Here is a 19,391-nt window from a genome sequence, read left to right as displayed (position 1 = left end):
GTCACACGGACTTTAGCCAGACCGACTGCGGGCACACCGGCTATTCGGGCCGATCCGTCCGGGCTGGCGGACGGCTGATTCCCATCAACCCCGTTCGATTGGACAACCGAGCCCGGTAACTTATGAGCCCACCACTGCTAAAACTATTCGAGGCGGCCATTACGCAGGCATGGAATGCCATCGTGATCACCGATGCCGACATCGCTGTCGGTTGCCGAGTGCAATTTGCCAATCCAGCGTTCACAGCCATGACGGGCTATTCTCTGGACGAGCTACGCGGCCACTCCCTTAGGATTCTTCAAGGTCCGGACACCGATCCGGCATTGATTGATGAACTTCGCATCTGCCTGAAAGAGGCGCGACTCTTCGAGGGCACCGCAACGAACTATCGAAAGGACGGCTCAAGCTACACCGTCCGCTGGAGCATTTCACCAGTTCGCGACGACAGCGGGTTGGTCACCAATTTTGTCTCGGTGCAACAGGATATTTCCGACTACGAACAGGCAGAGCAGACAAACAGACTGCTCGCACGCGCGCTTGATGCAACAAGTGACCCGGTCATGCTTACGGATGCAAAAGCTCGGATCATCTTCGCGAATGCTGCCTTCGCCAAGTCCACGGGCTACACGGTCGACGAAATCCAAGGCAGCACGCCCGCCATGTTCAAGTCAGGCAAACATGACGAGGCTTTTTATGCGGCTATGCGCCGCTCGCTTGCCAGCGGACAAAATTTTCGCGCCACCTTCATCAATCGGCGCCGTGACGGCTCGCTCTACCATGCAGAACAAAGCATCTCGCCGATATTCGGAGAGAAAGGGCGTATAAGCCACTACGTTAGTGTGAGCAAAGACATTACCAAACGCGTAGAGCGGGAACAGGCACTGTTACGTGCAGCCACCAAAGACAAGCTCACCGGTCTGCACAATCGTCACCATGGCGAGCAACTCCTTGCGGAGCGGTACAGGACCGCCAGGACGCTGCAGCGCCCCCTTACCCTCGTCATGTGCGACATCGACCACTTCAAGAGAATCAATGACGAGTTCGGTCATCCCACCGGAGACCGCGTACTGGCCGAGGTGGCCGACATGCTCCGGCAAGCGGTCCGCAGCCGCGACGCTGTCATTCGCTGGGGTGGCGAAGAATTCATGATCGTGCTCGACGAATGCTCACAGACGGATACCGTCGACCTTGCCAAGCGCATTCTCGATCGCGTCAACGCCCATGAAGATGGGGAAGTCCCCGCGCTGACCCTCTCGCTCGGGCTCGCGACGCTGGCCCCAGACGAGGCGATCGATGAGCTCATCGCACGTGCTGACTCGGCTCTTTACGATGCGAAACGCGCCGGGCGCAACCGGCTGTCAATCGCGGCTTGATTGGCCAAATCGCAGGCCGAAGAGCACCGCGACAACGAAACCGTCATGCGGCTCCTCCGGGAGATCCCTTGAGATCAAGAAAGAGTCGGAGAAGCAGCGTCAGCGATAGTCGTGGGCAAGCCGAACGCATCAAAAAGGCGCGTCACATTCCCGCCCACAAAAAGGGTCATCCGTGAGATTCCGTCTGCATCAACCGAAACGACATGCAGTGAGTGCGCTGCCAGCGGCGCCATTGGTGAGGAGCGCGAACGGAAATACGCAGCAAATCCAGGTTCGCCATTTGCGCGGATTTCTTTCATCCGTATGTCCGAATATGCCGGCCACGCCCATGCGAAGAAGGCTCGTATCGATTCTCGTCCGGCATACCACTGCGCGAGCGGTGGCATCGTATAGATCGCGTCGTGCTTGAGCAGTGTGGCCAACCGATCGGCATCGCGCTCTTCCCACGCTTGTACGTAGCCGCGAAGAAGACTCCTTTCGCTTGGCGTTGTCTCGCTTACGTTGGTGATCTCTCCGGAACTGTAACCAGTGGCCAACTTCGAGCGGGCGCGTTGCAAGGCGCTATTGATTGAGGCGACAGACCCTCCCAGCAAACCTGCCGTCTCCGCTACCGACCACCCCAGTACATCACACAGCAAAAGCGCAGCCCGTTGTCGTGGGGCGAGTTGCTGGATAGCCGCCATGAACGCCAGGCCCGTAGCTTCCCTCATGCTGATGCGCGCCTCAGGAGTTGGGCCTGGGTCGGTGACGGCGTCCAGTTCCGATTGGGGGTAAGGCTCCAGCCAAGCAACATCAGGCGCAGGTTGTCCGTCCGGCATGGCGGTGGTGGGGCCGTCGAGCTGATCTGGGAGGCGGCGCGCTAGATTTTTCCGTTTGCTGAGCGCATCAAGACAGACGTTTGTCGCGATCCGATAGAGCCACGCTCGAAACGAACCGCGGCCATCGAACGTGCCGTAGCTTCGCCATGCACGAACGAACGCATCCTGAACGGCGTCATCAGCCTCATGCAGTGACCCCAACATGCGGTAACAGTGCACCTTGATTTCCCGTCGCGCCGCGCCGAGAAGTTCATTGATATCCCTGCCACCTGATTCATCGCTGCCGGGGTCAACTCCCAGCCTGCTGTCCTGAGGCTTCATGCTTTGTTCCCGCTTTACTGGCCTGCGCCAAAGTCCATGGCATGCCGTTCGGCAAATTGGCTAAAAGACGTCGGCAACACGTTGAAGCGCTTGTGCGTCGATAGTTCAATGGTCGACTCAGACCCGCCCTGGAGCCGCTCGTGGACTTGCTTGTCCAGCGCGTCGGCCACCTCCGTAGGAATACCAGCCGCAACCAGGGCGCGCCAACGCTCGAGCGGACTGATGGGCACATACCGTACCTTGCGACCCGTTGCTGTCGACAAATGCTGGGCGACGTCAGCCATGCTCAAAAGGTCGGGGCCCGTCATGGGCAGCACCTCCCCATGGTAGCCGCCATCACGAAGCAACTGGAATCCAACTTTTCCAACGTCCATCAAATCAACCGGACTCAGCTTGATGTTGTCGAGCGCCAGATACAGCGAGCCATCGTTAACGATGCTCGGTGCTTCAAAAATGTACTCCTGCATGAAACCCGTGGGTCTCAGGCTCGTCCACGCCATGCCACTACCTCGCAGGTGCTCTTCGATCCGCTTGTGCATGTTGCTGAACACGAACGTCGTTTCTCGTCCTGCGTTCAGTCCGGATAGCTTGATCAGGTGATGAACGCCAGCCGCTCTACAGGCGTCGATGAAAGTCACTTGCGTACGGAACTTGAATCGCCCCGGGGCGATTCAGTTTGATATGTGCGTAACGATTCGAGAGGAGGAGTTTCCATGCCTATATGGAGCCCTCTCCAGCGCACGAAAGGGCAAGGCGCGCGCGCCACTGCTCAAGAGATTTGCGAACGATGCGCTGCGTATGCGGGGCGGCAGTTGCATCCCTTCGGGTGGATGGCTTTGACCGATTGTGTTGGGAAATTCGATTTGTGAATCCGGTGACGATCCAACGACGCTGCGGCTGTGTCGCTAGGGCTTGTAGCCGTACCTACCAGCATCCTGACTTCAATCGCTCTCTTGATGAAGCCTACCGAACGAAGCCAAACCAGCTCGGCTGGAAGGGCCGGTCGACATCTACAACGCCAGCAACACACCGCCAGAGATCACCACGAGCAAGACCTCCAACGGCACGGTACTGCACGCATGAAATCAACCCTATCAACGAGGGGTAAGCAAACACGCCACCCTAAAGGGGACCGAAAGGCTACATTCTTGTAAAATCAGATGCTTGGCGCTGATCCCGGCAGCATGCTTGACTACCGCTTGGCGAGCCGAAAGCATCAAGCGTATACGTCTCCTGGATTTGGCGATGCCTTTCCGGGCTGGCCAGCCCCGAGGCGACATCCGGTTTGGTCACCGGACTCTGACAAGCGCATCTGCGCCAATATCGATAACGGCGGCAACCTACATTTCTCGCGGATGAGCAAGTACCTTTGCGCAACGCGACGAATTTTCGAGTCTCAGGCATGAGTATTCTGCTAACCGGCGCGACCGGTTTTGTAGGCGGCGCTGTTGCCGCCAACCTTGCGGACAAGGGTTTGCTGCGCGACACCCGATTTGCGGTGCGCGGCGGCACCCCCGCCGACGGGCTCGTGCGCCTGCGAAACAACCTGCGCCGTTTTCAATTGCCGAAGACGGTGCTGGATGGCATTAGCGAAGCGCAAATCGTGCCGTTCGACTTGCGCAATGCGGCCGCCACCGCGCTTGGCGACCCGGAAATCATCATCAACTGCGCCGCGCTGGCGACGTTTTCCAACCATCCGTCGCTGTGGGAAACCAACGTGGGTGGCGTGCTGGCACTGGGCAGGCAGGCTGTCCAAGGCAAACGGCTGAAGCGCTTTCTGCAGGTTGGCACCGGCATGTCGTGCGGCAAACTTGCTGACCGCCACGTGCAGGAAAGCTGGAACGTGCCGCCGCTTGAGCAACACGCGGTGCAGTACACCTATTCCAAAGGGATGGCCGAGCTGAAGCTGCGCGAAGCGTATCCCGAGTTGCCGCTGGTGGTAGTCCGACCGTCCATCGTAGTCGGCCACAGCCAGTTGGGCTGCGCGCCGTCTGGCAGCATCTTCTGGATGCTGCGCATGGTCGCCCTGCTGGAGACCTTCAGTTGCCGGTTGGGCGACCGTATCGACATCCTCCCCGTGGACGATTGCGCCGAGGCCATCGTGCGGCTGGCGCTCAAGCCGATGCTGGCGCACGACCTGTATCACATCAGCGCTGGCGACGCGCATTCGGAGCAGATCGCCACGCTGTACCCGCGCGTCAAGCGCTGCGCGAGCCCGGAAGAAGATGCCCAGGCACTGGCCGATTACGTGTATCAGGAAAAAATCGAGGAGAAGGCGCTGGCTCGCAAATTTCTGCGCTTGACCGAAGATGGCAACGTGCGTCTGGTCGCGCGATCCATCCACCTATATGCCAAGTTCGCCAGCATGAGCTACGTGTTCGATAACACGCGACTGGTAACAGAGACGGGCTTTCAGCCGCGCTCGCTGCTCAGTTATCTAGACCGCTGCCTCGACACGTCGGACGCCGTGTCGATCACCGAGCAGATGCAGTGGGACTACAAATAAGCGTCCCCAACTAAACCAAACCACCAGACCAACAGTAGCCTCACCGCCCTCGGCATGCGCCCGTGGGCGCGTGCGCGAGGTAGTCTTTGCAGTCGTGAGCTCGCCTAAGCAACGCGCCCGTAGTGATCCTGGAAGCGAACAATATCGTCCTCGCCAAGGTAGGATCCGGATTGCACTTCAATCAGCTCAAGCGGAATCTTGCCCGGGTTTTCCAGGCGATGCGTCACGCCTAGCGGTATATACGTTGACTGGTTTTCCGACAGCAGCATCACCTGATCACCGTTGAATACCTTGGCGGTGCCGCACACCACGATCCAATGTTCTGCACGATGGTGATGCATTTGCAGACTGAGCGACGAGCCCGGATTGACGATGATGCGCTTGACCTGGAAGCGCTCGCCTTGGTCAATGCCCTCATATGAACCCCAAGGGCGAAACACCTTGCGGTGCGTGACCGACTCGTGACGGCCCGAGCTGTTCAGACGCTCGACGATCTTCTTGACGTCCTGCGCTCTGTCACGGTGCGACACCAGAATCGCATCGGCGGTTTCCACAATCACCAGGTCGTTGACGCCCACCGCCGCCACCATGCGGTGCTCGGCCCGCACGTATGTGTTCCTCGCGTCCTCGACCAGCACGTCCCCAAACAACGCATTGCCGTTGTCGTCGACGTTGGCGATCTCGGCAAGAGCCGTCCACGAACCGATGTCGTTCCAGCCCAGGCCAGCCGCCGTCACAACGGCAGCATGTGCCGTTTTTTCCATGACGGCGTAGTCGATCGACAGCTTGGGGCTGGCGCCGAAGGCCTCTGCATCGAGCCGCACGAAATCAGCGTCGCGCTTGGCGGCGTTCAGTGCCAGTTCTGCTTGACGGAGAATCTCGGGCGCATGCTGGCGGAGTTCGTCCAGGTAAGCGGCCGCCTTCAGCATGAACATGCCGCTGTTCCAGTAGTACCCACCCTCTTCCAGCAAGCGGGCGGCGGTCACCGCGTCCGGCTTTTCCACAAAACGCTCCACCCGGTACGTGCCATCGACTGCAACCAGCGCTTCGCCACCGCGGATGTAGCCGTAACCCGTATGCGGCTCGGTGGGCTCGATGCCAAAAGTGACCAAGAAGTTATCCTTGGCGACACTGGCTGCAACCGTGGCGAGCTTGCCGAACACCACGTCGTCCTCGATCACGTGATCCGACGGCAGTACCAGCAGCAGCGCATCGGGCGTTGCCTGCGATGCAAGCAGGGCCGCCACGGCTACGGCTGGCGCCGTATCGCGGCCGACCGGCTCAAGCACGATTGCCGACGGTTTCACGTCGACGCTGCGCAGTTGCTCGGCCACCAGAAAGCGCTGCTCCTCATTGGTGATCACGATCGGGGCGGCCACATTGCCGATACCGCGCAGGCGCAGCGCCGTCTGTTGCACCAGCGTGTGTTCGCCGACGAGCTTCAGATACTGTTTCGGATAGCCGCCGCGCGACATTGGCCAGAGACGGGTACCGCTTCCGCCACACAGAATGACGGGGTAAATATTCATATCAACTCCCTCAAGGACTACCACTCACTCAATCAATGCATTTGGCCCATCGCAACGCTCGTCGCCACCTGCCCCGCTACAGCACTCCACGCAGGCGCGCCTGCCGACGTTGCGCCCAGGCCCAATATCCGTACCACGCCGCATTCCGGCTCCAGCGCCACGCCTTGCGCAGCGGCCGCTTCCAGTCATCCGCAATCCGCCCAAGCGGGCGTGCTGCCGTTGATCCGAGCTTGCGCACCACCGCTTCCGGCGTGGTGAACAGCCGGGTGCGCCAGTCCCAATAGATTGGGTAGCGCAGCAACGCACCAGCCACCAGCATGTCGAGCGTCAGCTTGCGCTGCCGCCACGGCTGCTCCAGCGCATCTTGTGTCAGCCCCCAGCCTGCATAGAACGGCAACCCATAGGTGAAGACGCGCTTGCCTCGCAGCAGAGCATCAAATCCAACGAGCGATGACAGCACGTGCACCTCATCGGCGCAATCGACCAACGAGACCACGTCGGACTCGGCGTCGACAATGTCGGCCAATTCGTGGGCATGCACCAGCCCCTGCCGGTTGCCGGACAACACATCTGGATGCGGCTTGTAGACGATGAAGCCATCTGGATTGCGCTTGCGCACCGCTTCGAGCAGCGCTTCAGCCGTGCCGAGTGCCCCGGTGCCGAAGCGGATCGACGCATCGTCGGCCACCTGGCCAGCCACGAGGATGACCGTCTTGCCGGCCGGTGCGTTCCAGCCCGGCGCGCGCCGGCCGAGGTTGTACTTCGTGACGCCAAGGCGAGCTATCAACTCACGCAAAGCCGCCGCTCGAGCAAGTTCCGCATCATCGAATTGCGCGCTGTTCAGGGTATGCGTCAGTTCGTTCGGGGTGCGCGCATCGAAATACAGCCCCTCCCGATCGAGCACCTGGCTGCACGGCGCATTCATGTCGGAGCCAAGTCCGTCGGAGTGGAAGAAACCATCTTCCATGCGCAACATGGGTGCACTCGCTGGAATGCCCTCCGTGCTCTTGCCCCCCCACAGCGCCACACGCTCCCCGTGCTCTATCTTTTCTGACACGCGCGCCCAGCGCAATTTGCTCCCGCCAGCCATCAGGAATGGTGTGGCGAAAAACCGCTTCCATAGCTGGAAACGCACCCCCGCCACTCGCTCGCAATCTGCATAGCGCGCACGCACCGTGCGCTGCAGCTCAATGCTGTCAAGCGAGCGTTCCAGCGTGCCAACACCATGGGTTTCGGGGTCAAGATAGCGCGCGAGTCGCAGATAGACCGCGTCGAACAATGCGGCGAGTGTGGGGCGGTGGGGGCGGTCCGGCATCGGAAGATCATCCGTTGTCAGGCCCCAGCCCGCATAGTATGGGCGACCAAACACGCGCACAGGTATGCCAGCCAACAGAGCCTGCATGCCTTCGGGCGCGCTCACCGTATATGTATGGTCAATATGTGACAGCGTGGCGAAAAAACTGAAACCCGCAGCAATTCTGCGCGTGCCTGTAGGCAGATCACCCGCTCCGGACAGCCCGCCCGCAGCGCCACGGGCAGCGGGCCAGATCCAGATTTCTGCGCCGGGGTGCTCGCTCTGTGCCGCCGCCACCATGCGCGCAAACGCGGCCCTCGTTGCGCCCCAACCGCATTGCTGGTCAATCAGTAACACGCGCGGCTTACTATGCGGCTGCATTAACTCCGGTGGACAAACAGGCGTGGCATTGCGTGCAAGGTCCGCACGGGCGGCGACCATGCGCGCCATAAGGTCAGGCAGTTCCGGCGAGGTCCCCAGGCTATCGACGCTGGCAAGCAATCCCTGCACGGCCTGTTCCATCGGATCACCCGCGCCACCTGGCCCGGGCAGCACGAACCAAGACAGCATCGGCTCCCCGAGCTTGCATTCCGACCAGATCGGACCTGGAAGCAAAGTCGGTGTGGTCGAATCAATGCAGCGTTTGAGCCGGAGCACTGCCCGCCCCACCCGCCGCTCGCCCCATACACCACCGGCAACGCCCGCGATGGAGCCAAGCGTGCGCCAGCCCCGCGTCACGCCACGCAGGTATGAGGCGACCTGAGGCACAGGCCCGGCAACCGCGCCCATGTCGCGCATTTACGCCAGCTCCTCGATAAATTGATCAACTACCTCGAAGTGCTGCTGCCATGTGGGCTCGCGGAACCCTTCAATGCGGATCAGTTGGCTCGCGCGCCGCACGCTATTCGCCGTGGAATATTCCAAAATGCGCGCCATCCAGCCAGGGCCGTCAAGCGGATCGAGATAGTCCGGTATCTCGCCTGCGATCTCCCGGAACACCGGCAGATCACTGGCAATCACAGGCACCCGCATTGACAGTGCTTCGGCCAGCGGCATGCCGTAGCCTTCCACGAAAGATGGGAACAGCAGGGCCTGGGCGTGATGCAGATAGTTGTAGAGGCGCTGGTCGGAACAATTGGCCTCTTCTATGACTTTGCCGCGCAGGGCCACACAGCGTTCCAGCATATCCACCACGTTTTCGCACTCCCACCCTCGCCGCCCGATGACAACCAACGTCGGGGCACGTTCACCCAGTTCCTCGACCATACGGCGCCAGACATGGAGCAAAAACCAGTGATTCTTGCGCGGCTCAATTGTGCCCAGCATGACGAAATACGGCTGCGCGAGCGGGCGCGCGTCTACGTTGGCAGCCGGCACGCCTGAAGCCAGACGCGCCACTACCGTCTTCGGCAACGGCCATCCGGCCCATCGCGCTTCTTCGATTAAGGAATCGAGCGTAGCTTTGGAATTAGCGATAACACCAGACGCATGGCGAAGCGCCACACGCATCCGCTCCCGATGGAGCTCCCGCACTCCTGGGCGACAATATTCAGCGTGTGTGAGCGGAATCAAATCGTGCAGCATGAAAACCGTACGGATATTCCGGTTCGCCAGTGATTGAAAATACCGGCAATATTCCAACCCGGAATGGCTGGTATGCAGCAGCACCCCCCGAGCAAATCGCTCCCGACGCAGCGCGCCGAGAATAGCACGCACCATCAGTCGCCGAGCATCCCTCCAACGGGTGGCGTCCTGATTTAGCAACAACTCAAATGCCTGCGCCGATTCCCGCTCCGGCAATACGACATAAAATCCGCGCTCGCTCAGTACGGCACGCGCGCGGGATGCATAGTGGCGGATGTAGGCAAGGCCAACGCGATCCACGCCAGTTGGCAGAGTCTGTTTGGCCAGCCTGTCCAGAAGCCGCGTGACGTCTAAGAATATCGGTAGCACAGCTTTATTACGAATGCATGAATTAGCGGGTGGAGAGTAAAAATATGCCAACGACTTTTGCGGGAAAATTGCCAAAGGGCTGCATATTCTAGCGACGGGCATGTGATACTTGCAAAGTTTTGCTTGACCTCAAGAACCTTCTCCAGAATGCGCAGCCTGCCCGCCTTGCTTTCGGCAGTGTCGATTGTCGGCATTGCCAGCCTTACCGCCTGTTCGTCCGTCCCCTCTTCCGGCCCAACCCGATCGCAGGTAACCGACGCCGCCACCGATGCGTCCGTCACAGCCGGAATCCAGATCGTAGACGTGACCGAAGAAGTGGCCCAGCGTCTTCTGGCCGAGCGCCAGACCGCCGACTTTGCCCGGACGTTGGGGGGCGGGGCGCAATTCCAGCAGCAACTGGGCGTGGGCGACGTCATTGAAGTTTCCGTCTGGGAAGCCCCGCCGGCCACCCTGTTTGGCGCCACCGGCATGGACCCGCGTGTTGCGCCAAGCAACGCCCGCGTCTCCGTGCTACCCGAACAGATGATCAGCGGCGACGGTTATATCAATGTCCCATTTGCCGGGCAAATCAAGGCCGCCGGGCGCACCACCACACAACTGGAAAAGGACATTACCGCCGCCCTGAAAGGCAAGGCCAACCAGCCCCAGGTGCTGGTGCGGCTGTCCAAGAACGTTACCTCCTACGTGACCGTAGTGGGCGACGTTGCCACCAGCACCCGCATGCAACTGACTGCACGCGGTGAACGGCTGCTTGATGCCGTGGCCAGTGCCGGCGGCGTGCGCCAGCCGGTAGACAAGATAACGATTCAAGTCACCCGCGGCAACGCGGCTCAAACCCTGCCGCTGCAAACCATCATTCGCGACCCGCGCCAGAATGTGCCGCTGCGTGCTGGTGACGTCGTAACCGCGCTATTCCAGCCCCTCAGCTTTACTGCGCTGGGTGCCACCGGCAAAAACCAGGAAATCAATTTCGAAGCGCAAGGCATTACGCTGGCCCAGGCCATTGCCCGTGCCGGCGGCCTGGAAGACTCTCGCGCCGATGCGCGGGGCGTGTTCATTTTCCGCTTTGAAGATGCCAACGCCCTGCCCTGGCCGCGCCAGCCGGTGCGCACCACACAGAACGGCAAGGTGCCGGTGGTCTACCGTTTGAACCTAAAGGACCCCGGCAGCTTTTTTGTAGCGCAGACGTTTGTGATGGATAACAAGGATTTGCTGTACGTGTCGAATGCACCGATTGCTGAGCTGCAGAAGTTCTTGAATGTAGTGTTTTCCGTGGCTTATCCGGTGGTGACTACGGTGAATACGTTCAAGTAATTCTGTTTGCTTCGGTAGCCAGTCTAAATGGGGGCTGGCTATACCGTGCCTCAGCTCTCGAGCGCTTGCCCGGGCGGGTACCGCCCTGCAATTGCTCAGCATTTTGGGAATTTGGTCTACCAAGACAACTGGTTTGATGACAGTTCCGGCCGCGGCACCTCAGTGGACGTCGGACGTGACGGCATGAGTGCTGCCCGGATGTAATAGCATGAGTATTATTTCTTACGCCCAGAACTTTGAAGACGTCATGCTATGGCGTGCCTTGGGGCACGTAGCAGAAGGCTTCTATATCGATGTGGGCGCCCAGCACCCCACTATCGATTCCGTCAGTAAAGCGTTTTACGAGCATGGCTGGCGCGGCATTCATGTGGAACCCACCAGCACCTATGCCACCTTGCTGAGACAGGATCGCCCGGACGAAACCGTTCTGCAGGCCGCCCTGACCCACACCCATGGCACGCTGACGTTTTACGAAATCCCCGAAACCGGCCTGTCTACGGCGGATGCCACCATTGCCGAGCGCCACAAGCAGCAGGGCTTCCAAACCCGTGAAACCACAGTTCCCTGCCTCACCCTGGCCGATGTGTTTGAACATGCCGGCTCACGCGACATCCACTGGCTCAAGATTGATGTCGAAGGATTCGAACGGCAGGTGCTGGAAGGCTGGGGGCAGTCACTAGCCCGGCCATGGATAGTCATAGTGGAAAGTACGCTTCCGCTAACAACTATCGAATCCCACTCACATTGGGAACCGCTACTGCTTGGCCGCGACTACGAACACGCCTATTTCGACGGACTTAACCGCTACTACGTCTCTGCCGGCCACCCCGAACTGCGCGAAGCGTTCCGCGCAGGGCCGAATGTGTTCGATGGCTTTGCGCTTAACGGCACTGCCAGCGCCCCTTTTTGCCACCTGGTGCAGGAACACCATCAAGCACAAGTTGACTGCGCGCAGGCGGAGCTGGCCCAGGCAAAACACACTGCCCAGCAAGAAATCACGCGCCTGACCGACGCATTGGCTACGCAACAGGAGCTTCACACCAAACAAGAGCAGGCCCTGGGGGAACAGTTACGAGCAGCGAACGATGCCGTGCACCAGCTCGAGTCCACGCTGGTTGATCAGGGCCGCGCCAATGTCGAGAAAGAACAATCGCTGATGCGCGACCATGCTAATCGGGTCGAATCTCTGCTCCAGCAACTCCAAGCCAGCGAGACGGAGCTTCGTCAGTTAATGCAGGAAGGGGCTGCGCGCGAAAGAGAGCTAACACGGCAGGCTGCCCAAATCCGTGAGGAAGTGGACGAGCTGCTGCGCACCTTGGTACAGCGGGAAAAAGAGTTCTCCCAAGAACTCATGCAAACCCGCCAACATGGCGAACAAGCCCTGGCCGACCAGTTTTCCGCGAGCCAAGCCGAGCTGCGACGGCTGGCCCAGGAGGGAATCGAACGGGAACAAGTACTGACCCAGCACAACCTCCAGGTTCGGCAGCAGATGGAAGCCCTACTGCGCTCAGTAGCGCAGCGGGAAAGCGACTTTGCCAGAGAACTGCTACAAACCCGGCGCGAGGTCGAGCAGATCACTGCCGAACAAGCCCGCGTCCACGCGGAGCTAGAGCGGACTCTGCGTCACGAAGGGGCCGAGCGCGAATACGCGTTGACCGAGCAAATCGGCCAACTTCGACTGGAAGTTAAAGAACTGCTCCATTCGTTGGCGCAACGGGAAAGCGAATTTTCCCGAGAACTTCAGCAGGTTCACCGCGACGCCCAGCAAGCCGTCGGCGAACAAGCCCGAGTGCATGCCGAGCGCGACCAGGCATTGGTTCAACAACTTCTGACCGCATACGCAGAATTGCGTAGCGCCGAAGCGCGCGGCCGTGATCGAGAACGACAGCTTGACCAGGAAATTTCCAGCACGCAGGCAGAGCTTATCCAACTGACGCAGGCCCATGCGACACTCGAGGCGCAGCTCAGAGAGCAAATGGCGGCAGCACAACATACAACCTTGGCGCTTAAGGCATCGTTAGATGCGATTCACACCTCTTTCGCATGGCGTCTCACGGCACCAGTGCGCTGGATTGGCTCCCTGTTGTTCACCCCTTTGCCACTGCCGCGAACTCAGGCGGCGCCGATATTTTCACCTCCAGAAGCTCAGCCTGCAGCACCAGCCCCAACATCTGCTCTCACCCAACAACACTCGAGTGAGACCCCAATTTCTGCCTTAGCGATCACCCCCCCCATGAACCGTCTATCAACAGCACACACGCTGGATGAACTCTTGTCGTACCACGATCAGGACTTCGTCTTTTGTGCTTACATAACCTTACTTGGCCGGGAGCCCGACCCGGAAGGTTTGCGCTACTACCTAGCTCGCGTGCGTCAAGGGGTTGGCAAAATAGAGATTCTTTCACAGCTTCGCCTCTCTCCAGAGGGGAAAGCACGTGGCGCATCACCCCTTGCGGGCTTGGATGCAGTAGTGACGCCCTATCGCTACCTCAAGCTTCCCGTGATCGGCTCGTTGCTTGGTTTTTTGATAGGAGTCCAAGGCCCTGGCGTCAATCACCAGAAATTGAACGCGATCGAAAATCAAATCTGTGTCCTCGGCGACGAAAACCGGCACCGCTTTGTGCAACTCGAACAAGCAATGGCCAGCCTACACCACGTGGTCATGCAGCAAGTTCACTCAGTAGGTGCCGATCTAGGTGACGCATCGAATCCGAGCGAAGTCGCCGCAGCTACCGACGGCATCCGACCGCCTGAGTTCGAAAGTCTCAAGCAACTCTCGCCACGCGCGCGGGAAATCTATCTTCAGCTTAAGAAGTCTGCTGCCATTCATGCCAAGGGAGTCGCATGATGCGAATTGTGATTGACCTGCAAGCTTGCCAGACTGCCGGTAGCAGGAATCGTGGTATCGGCCGGTATTCAATGGCGCTCGCGCAAGCGATGGTGAAGAATGGGAGCAAACACGATTTCTGGCTCGCGTTGAATGGGCACTACCTCAACACCATTGAACCGATTCGAGCCGCATTTGAGGGACTGATTCCGCAAGATCACATCTGCACATTCGAGGTTACGACGCCGGTCGCGGACATTGATGCGGCCAACACGTGGCGCCGTCAGGTGTCAGAGCGTATGCGGGAGGCTTTCATCGCAGACTTGCAGCCGGACTTCGTTCACGTCAGCAGTCTGTTTGAGGGTCTGGTCGAAGACGCGGTGACGTCGATTGGTCATCTCGATCAGATTACACCTCACGCGGTGACGCTATACGATCTGATCCCTCTGCTGAATCCCAAACCATATCTCGAGAATGCAACGGTACGAGATTGGTACTATCGAAAACTGCAGTTCGCTAAACGCAGTGACTTGCTGCTGGCAATTTCGGAATCGAGCCGACAAGAAGGCATTCATGCACTTCAGCTCCCGCCAGAACGGGTTTTTAACATTTCAACTGCGATCGATTCGTCTTTCCGGCCAGTTGTATTAGGGGACGCAGCTAAATCGTCACTGCGCCTTCGTTACGGTCTCAAAGAGCGCTTCTTGATGTACACGGGCGGGATCGATCATCGTAAGAACATTGAAGGTCTGATCGCTGCATACGCAATGCTGCCAGCGGAACTGCGCCGGGACAATCAGCTTGCGATTGTCTGCTCCATTCAACAGGCGGATCGGGACCGCCTTTCCGCGCTATGCTTGAAAGAAGGCCTTGCCAACAACGAGGTGGTATTCACAGGATACGTTCCTGAGGATGACTTGCTCGGCCTCTACAACCTTTGCACATTGTTCGTATTTCCATCTCTGCATGAAGGATTCGGCCTGCCGGCACTCGAGGCGATGGCTTGCGGCGCGGCAACAATCGGCGCAAACAATAGCAGCATCCCCGAGGTGATCGGACGCGATGATGCGTTGTTCGATGCGCGCACCCCTCGCCACATCGCGGCAAAAATTGCGGCCGTGTTGCAGGACGAGGCGTTTCGGGCAACGTTGCGCGAGCACGGACTCAAACAAGCATCCAAATTCTCATGGGATAACAGCGCGAAAAGTGCCCTGGCCGCCATGGAAGCGGCAGCGGAGATGTGCGACGTTGCGCGAACATTTGTCGTCTCCAAGCCCCTCCGTGCACGCCTTGCATACGTTTCGCCCATGCCGCCTGCAAAGACTGGCATCGCCGATTACAGCGCAGAGCTGCTTCCTGAACTGACACGTTACTATGATATTGATGTCGTCGTCGATCAGCCGGAAGTCAGCGACCCGTGGGTATGCAGCAACCTGGCAATCCGAGATTTCGACTGGTTCGACAGGAACGCAAAACAATTTGACCGAATCGTCTACAACTTTGGAAATTCGCATTTCCACGAGAAGATGTTCGGCTTGCTTGAGAGGCATCCTGGCACCGTCGTGTTGCACGACTTCTATCTGAGTCATCTGCAGCAATGGCGTCAACATCAACACCAGTGGCCTGGATATTTTTCGCGTAGCCTGCTGACGTCGCACGGCTATCGTGCTCTGATCGAGCACGTAGATGACGAGAATGACAGCGTCGTATGGCGCTATCCTGCTAATTTCGACATCTTTGCACGCGCATCCGGCGTCATCGTTCATTCGCAATTCGCGTTTGCCGCTGCTGAGCAATTCTATGGCAATGCGAGTATCCGCGAGATGGAACACATCCATCAGTTACGAGCAATCCCACAAGTGGATCGCCAGAGCGCTCGAATGCAACTAGGTTTTGACGATGACGACTTTGTCATCTGCTCGTTCGGAATGCTTGGCCCGATCAAGCTAAATCAGCGGCTCTTAACCGCGTTCCTAAACTCGAGCCTAGCCAAAGATCCGAAATGCCGGCTCGTGTTCGTCGGCTCGAATGACGCGGGCGCTTATGGTAAGGAAATCGAGCAGTGCATCAAGGAGAGTGGGTGCGAGGATCGCATCGTCATCACAGGATTCTTGCCGCCTGATCTTTTCAATGCGTACCTTTGTGGTGGCGATGCAGCAGTACAACTACGGACGCAAACACGTGGCGAGACCTCCCGCGCGGCACTAGATTGCATGGCGCATGGATTGCCCTTGATTTTCAACGCGCATGGGACCATGGCCGAGTTCCCGGACGACGCAGCAATAAAAATCTCGGACGAGTTTGAAGATCGCGAACTTGTGCTTGCGCTCGAGCGACTGCGCAAAAGCAAGACCACAGGCGAGCGGTTGCGCGCGCGCGCGCTTGCCCTCGTTCGCGAGCAGCATGCGCCCGCGAAGGTGGGGCACCGCTTCTATACCACCGTCGAGAAATTTGCGCGTTACGGCAGTAAGGCCAGAGCGCAGCGCTTGACGGAGGCGATCGGCAATCTGACTGACGTAGCGACATCTGACGATGATTTGTGCACGACCGCACGTAACCTCAATATCAATACGCCGTCACTGAGACAACGTGAGTTGCTGGTCGATATTTCCGTCTTGGTCCAGGTTGATGCGAAATCAGGGATTCAGCGAGTTGTCCGATCTATCCTGAGCCAGTTGCTGCGGAATCCGCCTCCCGGCTATCGAGTCGAGCCCATCTACAGTACGCAGGAAGGGGCATGGCTAGGCTACAGGTATGCTCGTCAGTACACGCTGGCGATGCTCGGCCATACCGACCCTACGGTTACGGACGATGTCGTAGAGCCGTATCGCGGAGACACTTTTCTCGGCCTCGATTTGACTCTCCACCGGGCATCGAGGATGGCTGACATTGGCTTTTACTCTCGGTGGCGCGCTCGTGGCGTGGGGATTCATTTTGTCGTGTACGACCTCTTGCCCTTGCTTCACTCACAGCATTTCGAATCGGGCGTGACTGAGTCATTCGACTCCTGGGTAGACGCAATCACGGCCGTCTCGGATAGTCTGATTTGTATCTCTCGAACAGTCGCCGAAGAGCTTCACGAGTGGCTGTACTTATCGCGCGTGAAGCGCGATCGTGCTTTGGGAATCGGCTGGTTTCATTTGGGAGCGGATGTCGAAGCCAGCATACCGACAAAGGGTATGCCGGAAGACTCGACCAACGTGTTGGCAAATCTTGTGAAACGCCAAACAATACTCATGGTGGGGACACTTGAGCCGCGCAAGGGACAAGGCCAAGCGTTGGCAGCTTTTGAACACTTGTGGGAACAGGGGGTGCAAGCCAACCTGGTTATTGTCGGCAAGCAAGGATGGTTGGTCGAAAAACTGGCCGAACAACTGAGGAACCACCCCGAACGTGGACAACGTCTGTTCTGGTTGGACAGCGTCAGCGACGAGTATCTGCAAGCGATTTACGCTAATTCGTCCGCGTTGCTGGCGGCATCGGAGGCTGAGGGCTTTGGCTTGCCACTCATCGAAGCAGCGCAGTTCGGCATTCCCATTATTGCACGCGACATTCCTGTCTTCCGCGAGGTAGCGGGCGAACATGCCTTCTACTTCTCCGGCAACGGCCCGGCCGAACTATCGGCGCGACTTTCAGTCTGGCTGAAGAAACACCAGCGTGGCGAAGTACCTCAATCGAAGAATATGCCGTGGCAGACGTGGTCCGAAAGCGCGCGCCAGTTAATGAGCGTCGTATCGAACCGTCGTTGGGCTTTTGAGTGGATGCCGGACAGAACTCCTCGGTTTCGGGGGTCATCGTCGTCTCTGCGATCCCAGGTGGGGAAGAAAGAAGGTGGACTGGTCAGAACGACCGGTCAGGCAGGCTATTTGCTCTTTGGCCCCTTCCTGCCCTTGCAGTCAGGGCAATACGTGATTCGCGTGTGGGGTAGCGTGAGGGCCCCCGGTCGCGCCAAGCTTGACATTTGCATTGACAGTGGAACGACGATCTTGGCTGAGGCGACCTTGCCGAAGCAAGTCGCATCTGCCAAACCAGTAGAACTTATACCACCCATTGCCGTTTCGTTACTTAATGGCTGCCACGATCTGGAAGTTCGTCTGTGGGTAAGCGAAGATAGCGAAATCGAAGTGAGCCGTATTGATATTTCAACGTGCATTGATAAAAAAATTAAAAAGGAAGAATCGGATTGCAATACAGCGGATAGCCCATTATCCGTCTAGATAGTTTTTTTCAGCCTTTCATATTTCGACGATGCAACAGCGCAACCCTTGGACTCAATTTAATGACTCCATTAACTTGCACGGCTCACGGCGCAACTGTTGCAGCGCCCTTCTGCATCAGCAGCCGGAAAACTAGGCTGCCACGAAGGAAATAGCCCACCAACCCTATTTAATTTATTTCACTTTAAAATCAGAGAAATAAGAATGACCACTGCTATCATCACCGGCATCACTGGCCAAGACGGCGCCTACCTAGCTCAACTGCTCTTGGAAAAAGGTTACACCGTCTACGGCACGTACCGCCGCACCAGTTCCGTCAATTTCTGGCGAGTCGAGGAACTCGGCGTAGATAAGCACCCGAACCTACATCTGGTCGAGTACGACCTGACCGATCTGAGCGCCAGCATCCGCCTCCTACAGACGACCAAGGCCACCGAAGTCTATAACCTCGCCGCGCAAAGTTTCGTCGGCGTATCGTTCGACCAGCCCGCCACCACGGCCGAGATCACCGGCATCGGCCCGCTCAACCTGCTCGAAGCAATCCGCATCGTCAACCCGGAGATTCGCTTCTACCAAGCCAGCACCTCCGAGATGTTCGGTAAGGTCCAAGCCATTCCCCAGATCGAGAGCACGCCGTTCTATCCGCGCAGCCCTTACGGCGTGGCCAAGCTGTACGCACACTGGATTACCGTGAACTACCGCGAGAGCTACAACATCTTCGGCAGCAGCGGCATTCTGTTCAATCACGAGTCGCCGCTGCGTGGCCGTGAGTTCGTGACCCGCAAGATTACCGACAGCCTAGCCAAGATCCATCTGGGCAAGCTGGACGTGCTGGAACTGGGCAACCTCGACGCCAAGCGCGACTGGGGTTTTGCCAAGGAGTACGTTGAGGGTATGTGGCGCATGCTGCAGGCTGACAAGCCAGATACCTACGTGCTGGCCACCAACCGTACAGAAACGGTCCGTGACTTCGTCACGATGGCGGCCAAGGCGGTCGATACCGAAATCATGTGGGAAGGCCATGCCGAGAGCGAAGTCGGCTACGATCGCAAAACAAACAAAGCCATCGTCAAGATCAATCCCAAGTTCTACCGCCCGGCTGAAGTCGAGCTGCTGATCGGCAATCCCGCCAAGGCCCGCGAAGAACTGGGCTGGGAGCCCAAGACGACGCTTGAGCAACTGTGCCAGATGATGGTCGAGGCAGACGTCCGGCGCAATCAGGCAGGCTTCTCGTTCTAA

Annotated in this window: 11 protein-coding genes; 6 read left to right on the top strand and 5 right to left on the bottom strand. The window is 58.5% G+C overall.

Annotated features, from left to right (window positions below):
- Positions 1-122: 122 nt before the first annotated feature.
- The gene (locus BEK68_RS15840; RefSeq protein ID WP_012435389.1) at positions 123-1,373 is read left to right on the top strand and encodes a sensor domain-containing diguanylate cyclase; all 1,251 of its coding nucleotides are present in this window, start codon (positions 123-125) and stop codon (positions 1,371-1,373) included.
- 74 nt (positions 1,374-1,447) lie between these two features.
- On the opposite strand, the gene BEK68_RS15835 is transcribed toward BEK68_RS15840, so the two are convergent.
- Positions 1,448-2,512, bottom strand: coding sequence for an RNA polymerase subunit sigma-70 (locus tag BEK68_RS15835; protein WP_065851771.1), 1,065 nt, complete (start codon positions 2,510-2,512; stop codon positions 1,448-1,450).
- A 14-nt stretch (positions 2,513-2,526) separates the two neighbouring features.
- Entirely contained in the window at positions 2,527-3,150 is a 624-nt protein-coding gene (locus BEK68_RS15830) for an NmrA family NAD(P)-binding protein (protein WP_012435388.1), read from the bottom strand.
- A 764-nt stretch (positions 3,151-3,914) separates the two neighbouring features.
- Between BEK68_RS15830 and BEK68_RS15825 the strand changes: the two genes are divergently transcribed.
- On the top strand, positions 3,915-5,018 hold the full coding sequence (locus BEK68_RS15825; protein ID WP_012435387.1) for an SDR family oxidoreductase: 1,104 nt from the start codon (positions 3,915-3,917) through the stop codon (positions 5,016-5,018).
- A 104-nt stretch (positions 5,019-5,122) separates the two neighbouring features.
- Here BEK68_RS15825 and BEK68_RS15820 read toward each other — a convergent pair whose 3' ends face one another.
- The 3 genes from BEK68_RS15820 to BEK68_RS15810 all read right to left on the bottom strand — a co-directional run bounded on the left by BEK68_RS15820 (position 5,123) and on the right by BEK68_RS15810 (position 9,794).
- Complete coding sequence (locus BEK68_RS15820; protein ID WP_012435386.1) at positions 5,123-6,547, bottom strand: mannose-1-phosphate guanylyltransferase/mannose-6-phosphate isomerase; 1,425 nt, start codon at positions 6,545-6,547, stop codon at positions 5,123-5,125.
- 76 nt (positions 6,548-6,623) lie between these two features.
- Positions 6,624-8,639, bottom strand: coding sequence for a capsular polysaccharide biosynthesis protein (locus BEK68_RS15815; protein ID WP_012435385.1), 2,016 nt, complete (start codon positions 8,637-8,639; stop codon positions 6,624-6,626).
- Positions 8,640-9,794, bottom strand: coding sequence for a glycosyltransferase family 4 protein (locus BEK68_RS15810; protein ID WP_012435384.1), 1,155 nt, complete (start codon positions 9,792-9,794; stop codon positions 8,640-8,642).
- A gap of 147 nt (positions 9,795-9,941) precedes the next feature.
- On the opposite strand from BEK68_RS15810, the gene BEK68_RS15805 reads away from it, so the two are divergent.
- From BEK68_RS15805 to gmd, 4 genes are all read left to right on the top strand, one after another.
- Positions 9,942-11,108, top strand: coding sequence for a polysaccharide biosynthesis/export family protein (locus BEK68_RS15805; RefSeq protein ID WP_012435383.1), 1,167 nt, complete (start codon positions 9,942-9,944; stop codon positions 11,106-11,108).
- 208 nt (positions 11,109-11,316) lie between these two features.
- Complete coding sequence (locus BEK68_RS15800; protein ID WP_012435382.1) at positions 11,317-13,956, top strand: FkbM family methyltransferase; 2,640 nt, start codon at positions 11,317-11,319, stop codon at positions 13,954-13,956.
- Entirely contained in the window at positions 13,953-18,152 is a 4,200-nt protein-coding gene (locus BEK68_RS15795) for a glycosyltransferase (protein WP_198135792.1), read from the top strand. The genes BEK68_RS15800 and BEK68_RS15795 overlap by 4 nt, the downstream gene beginning before the upstream one ends.
- A gap of 204 nt (positions 18,153-18,356) precedes the next feature.
- Entirely contained in the window at positions 18,357-19,391 is a 1,035-nt protein-coding gene (gmd, locus tag BEK68_RS15790) for a GDP-mannose 4,6-dehydratase (RefSeq protein ID WP_012435380.1), read from the top strand.

This window comes from Ralstonia pickettii (assembly GCF_001699815.1).
GTDB lineage: Bacteria > Pseudomonadota > Gammaproteobacteria > Burkholderiales > Burkholderiaceae > Ralstonia > Ralstonia thomasii.
Note: the sequence above shows the minus strand (reverse complement) of the source record. Positions and strands in the feature narration are given on the sequence as shown.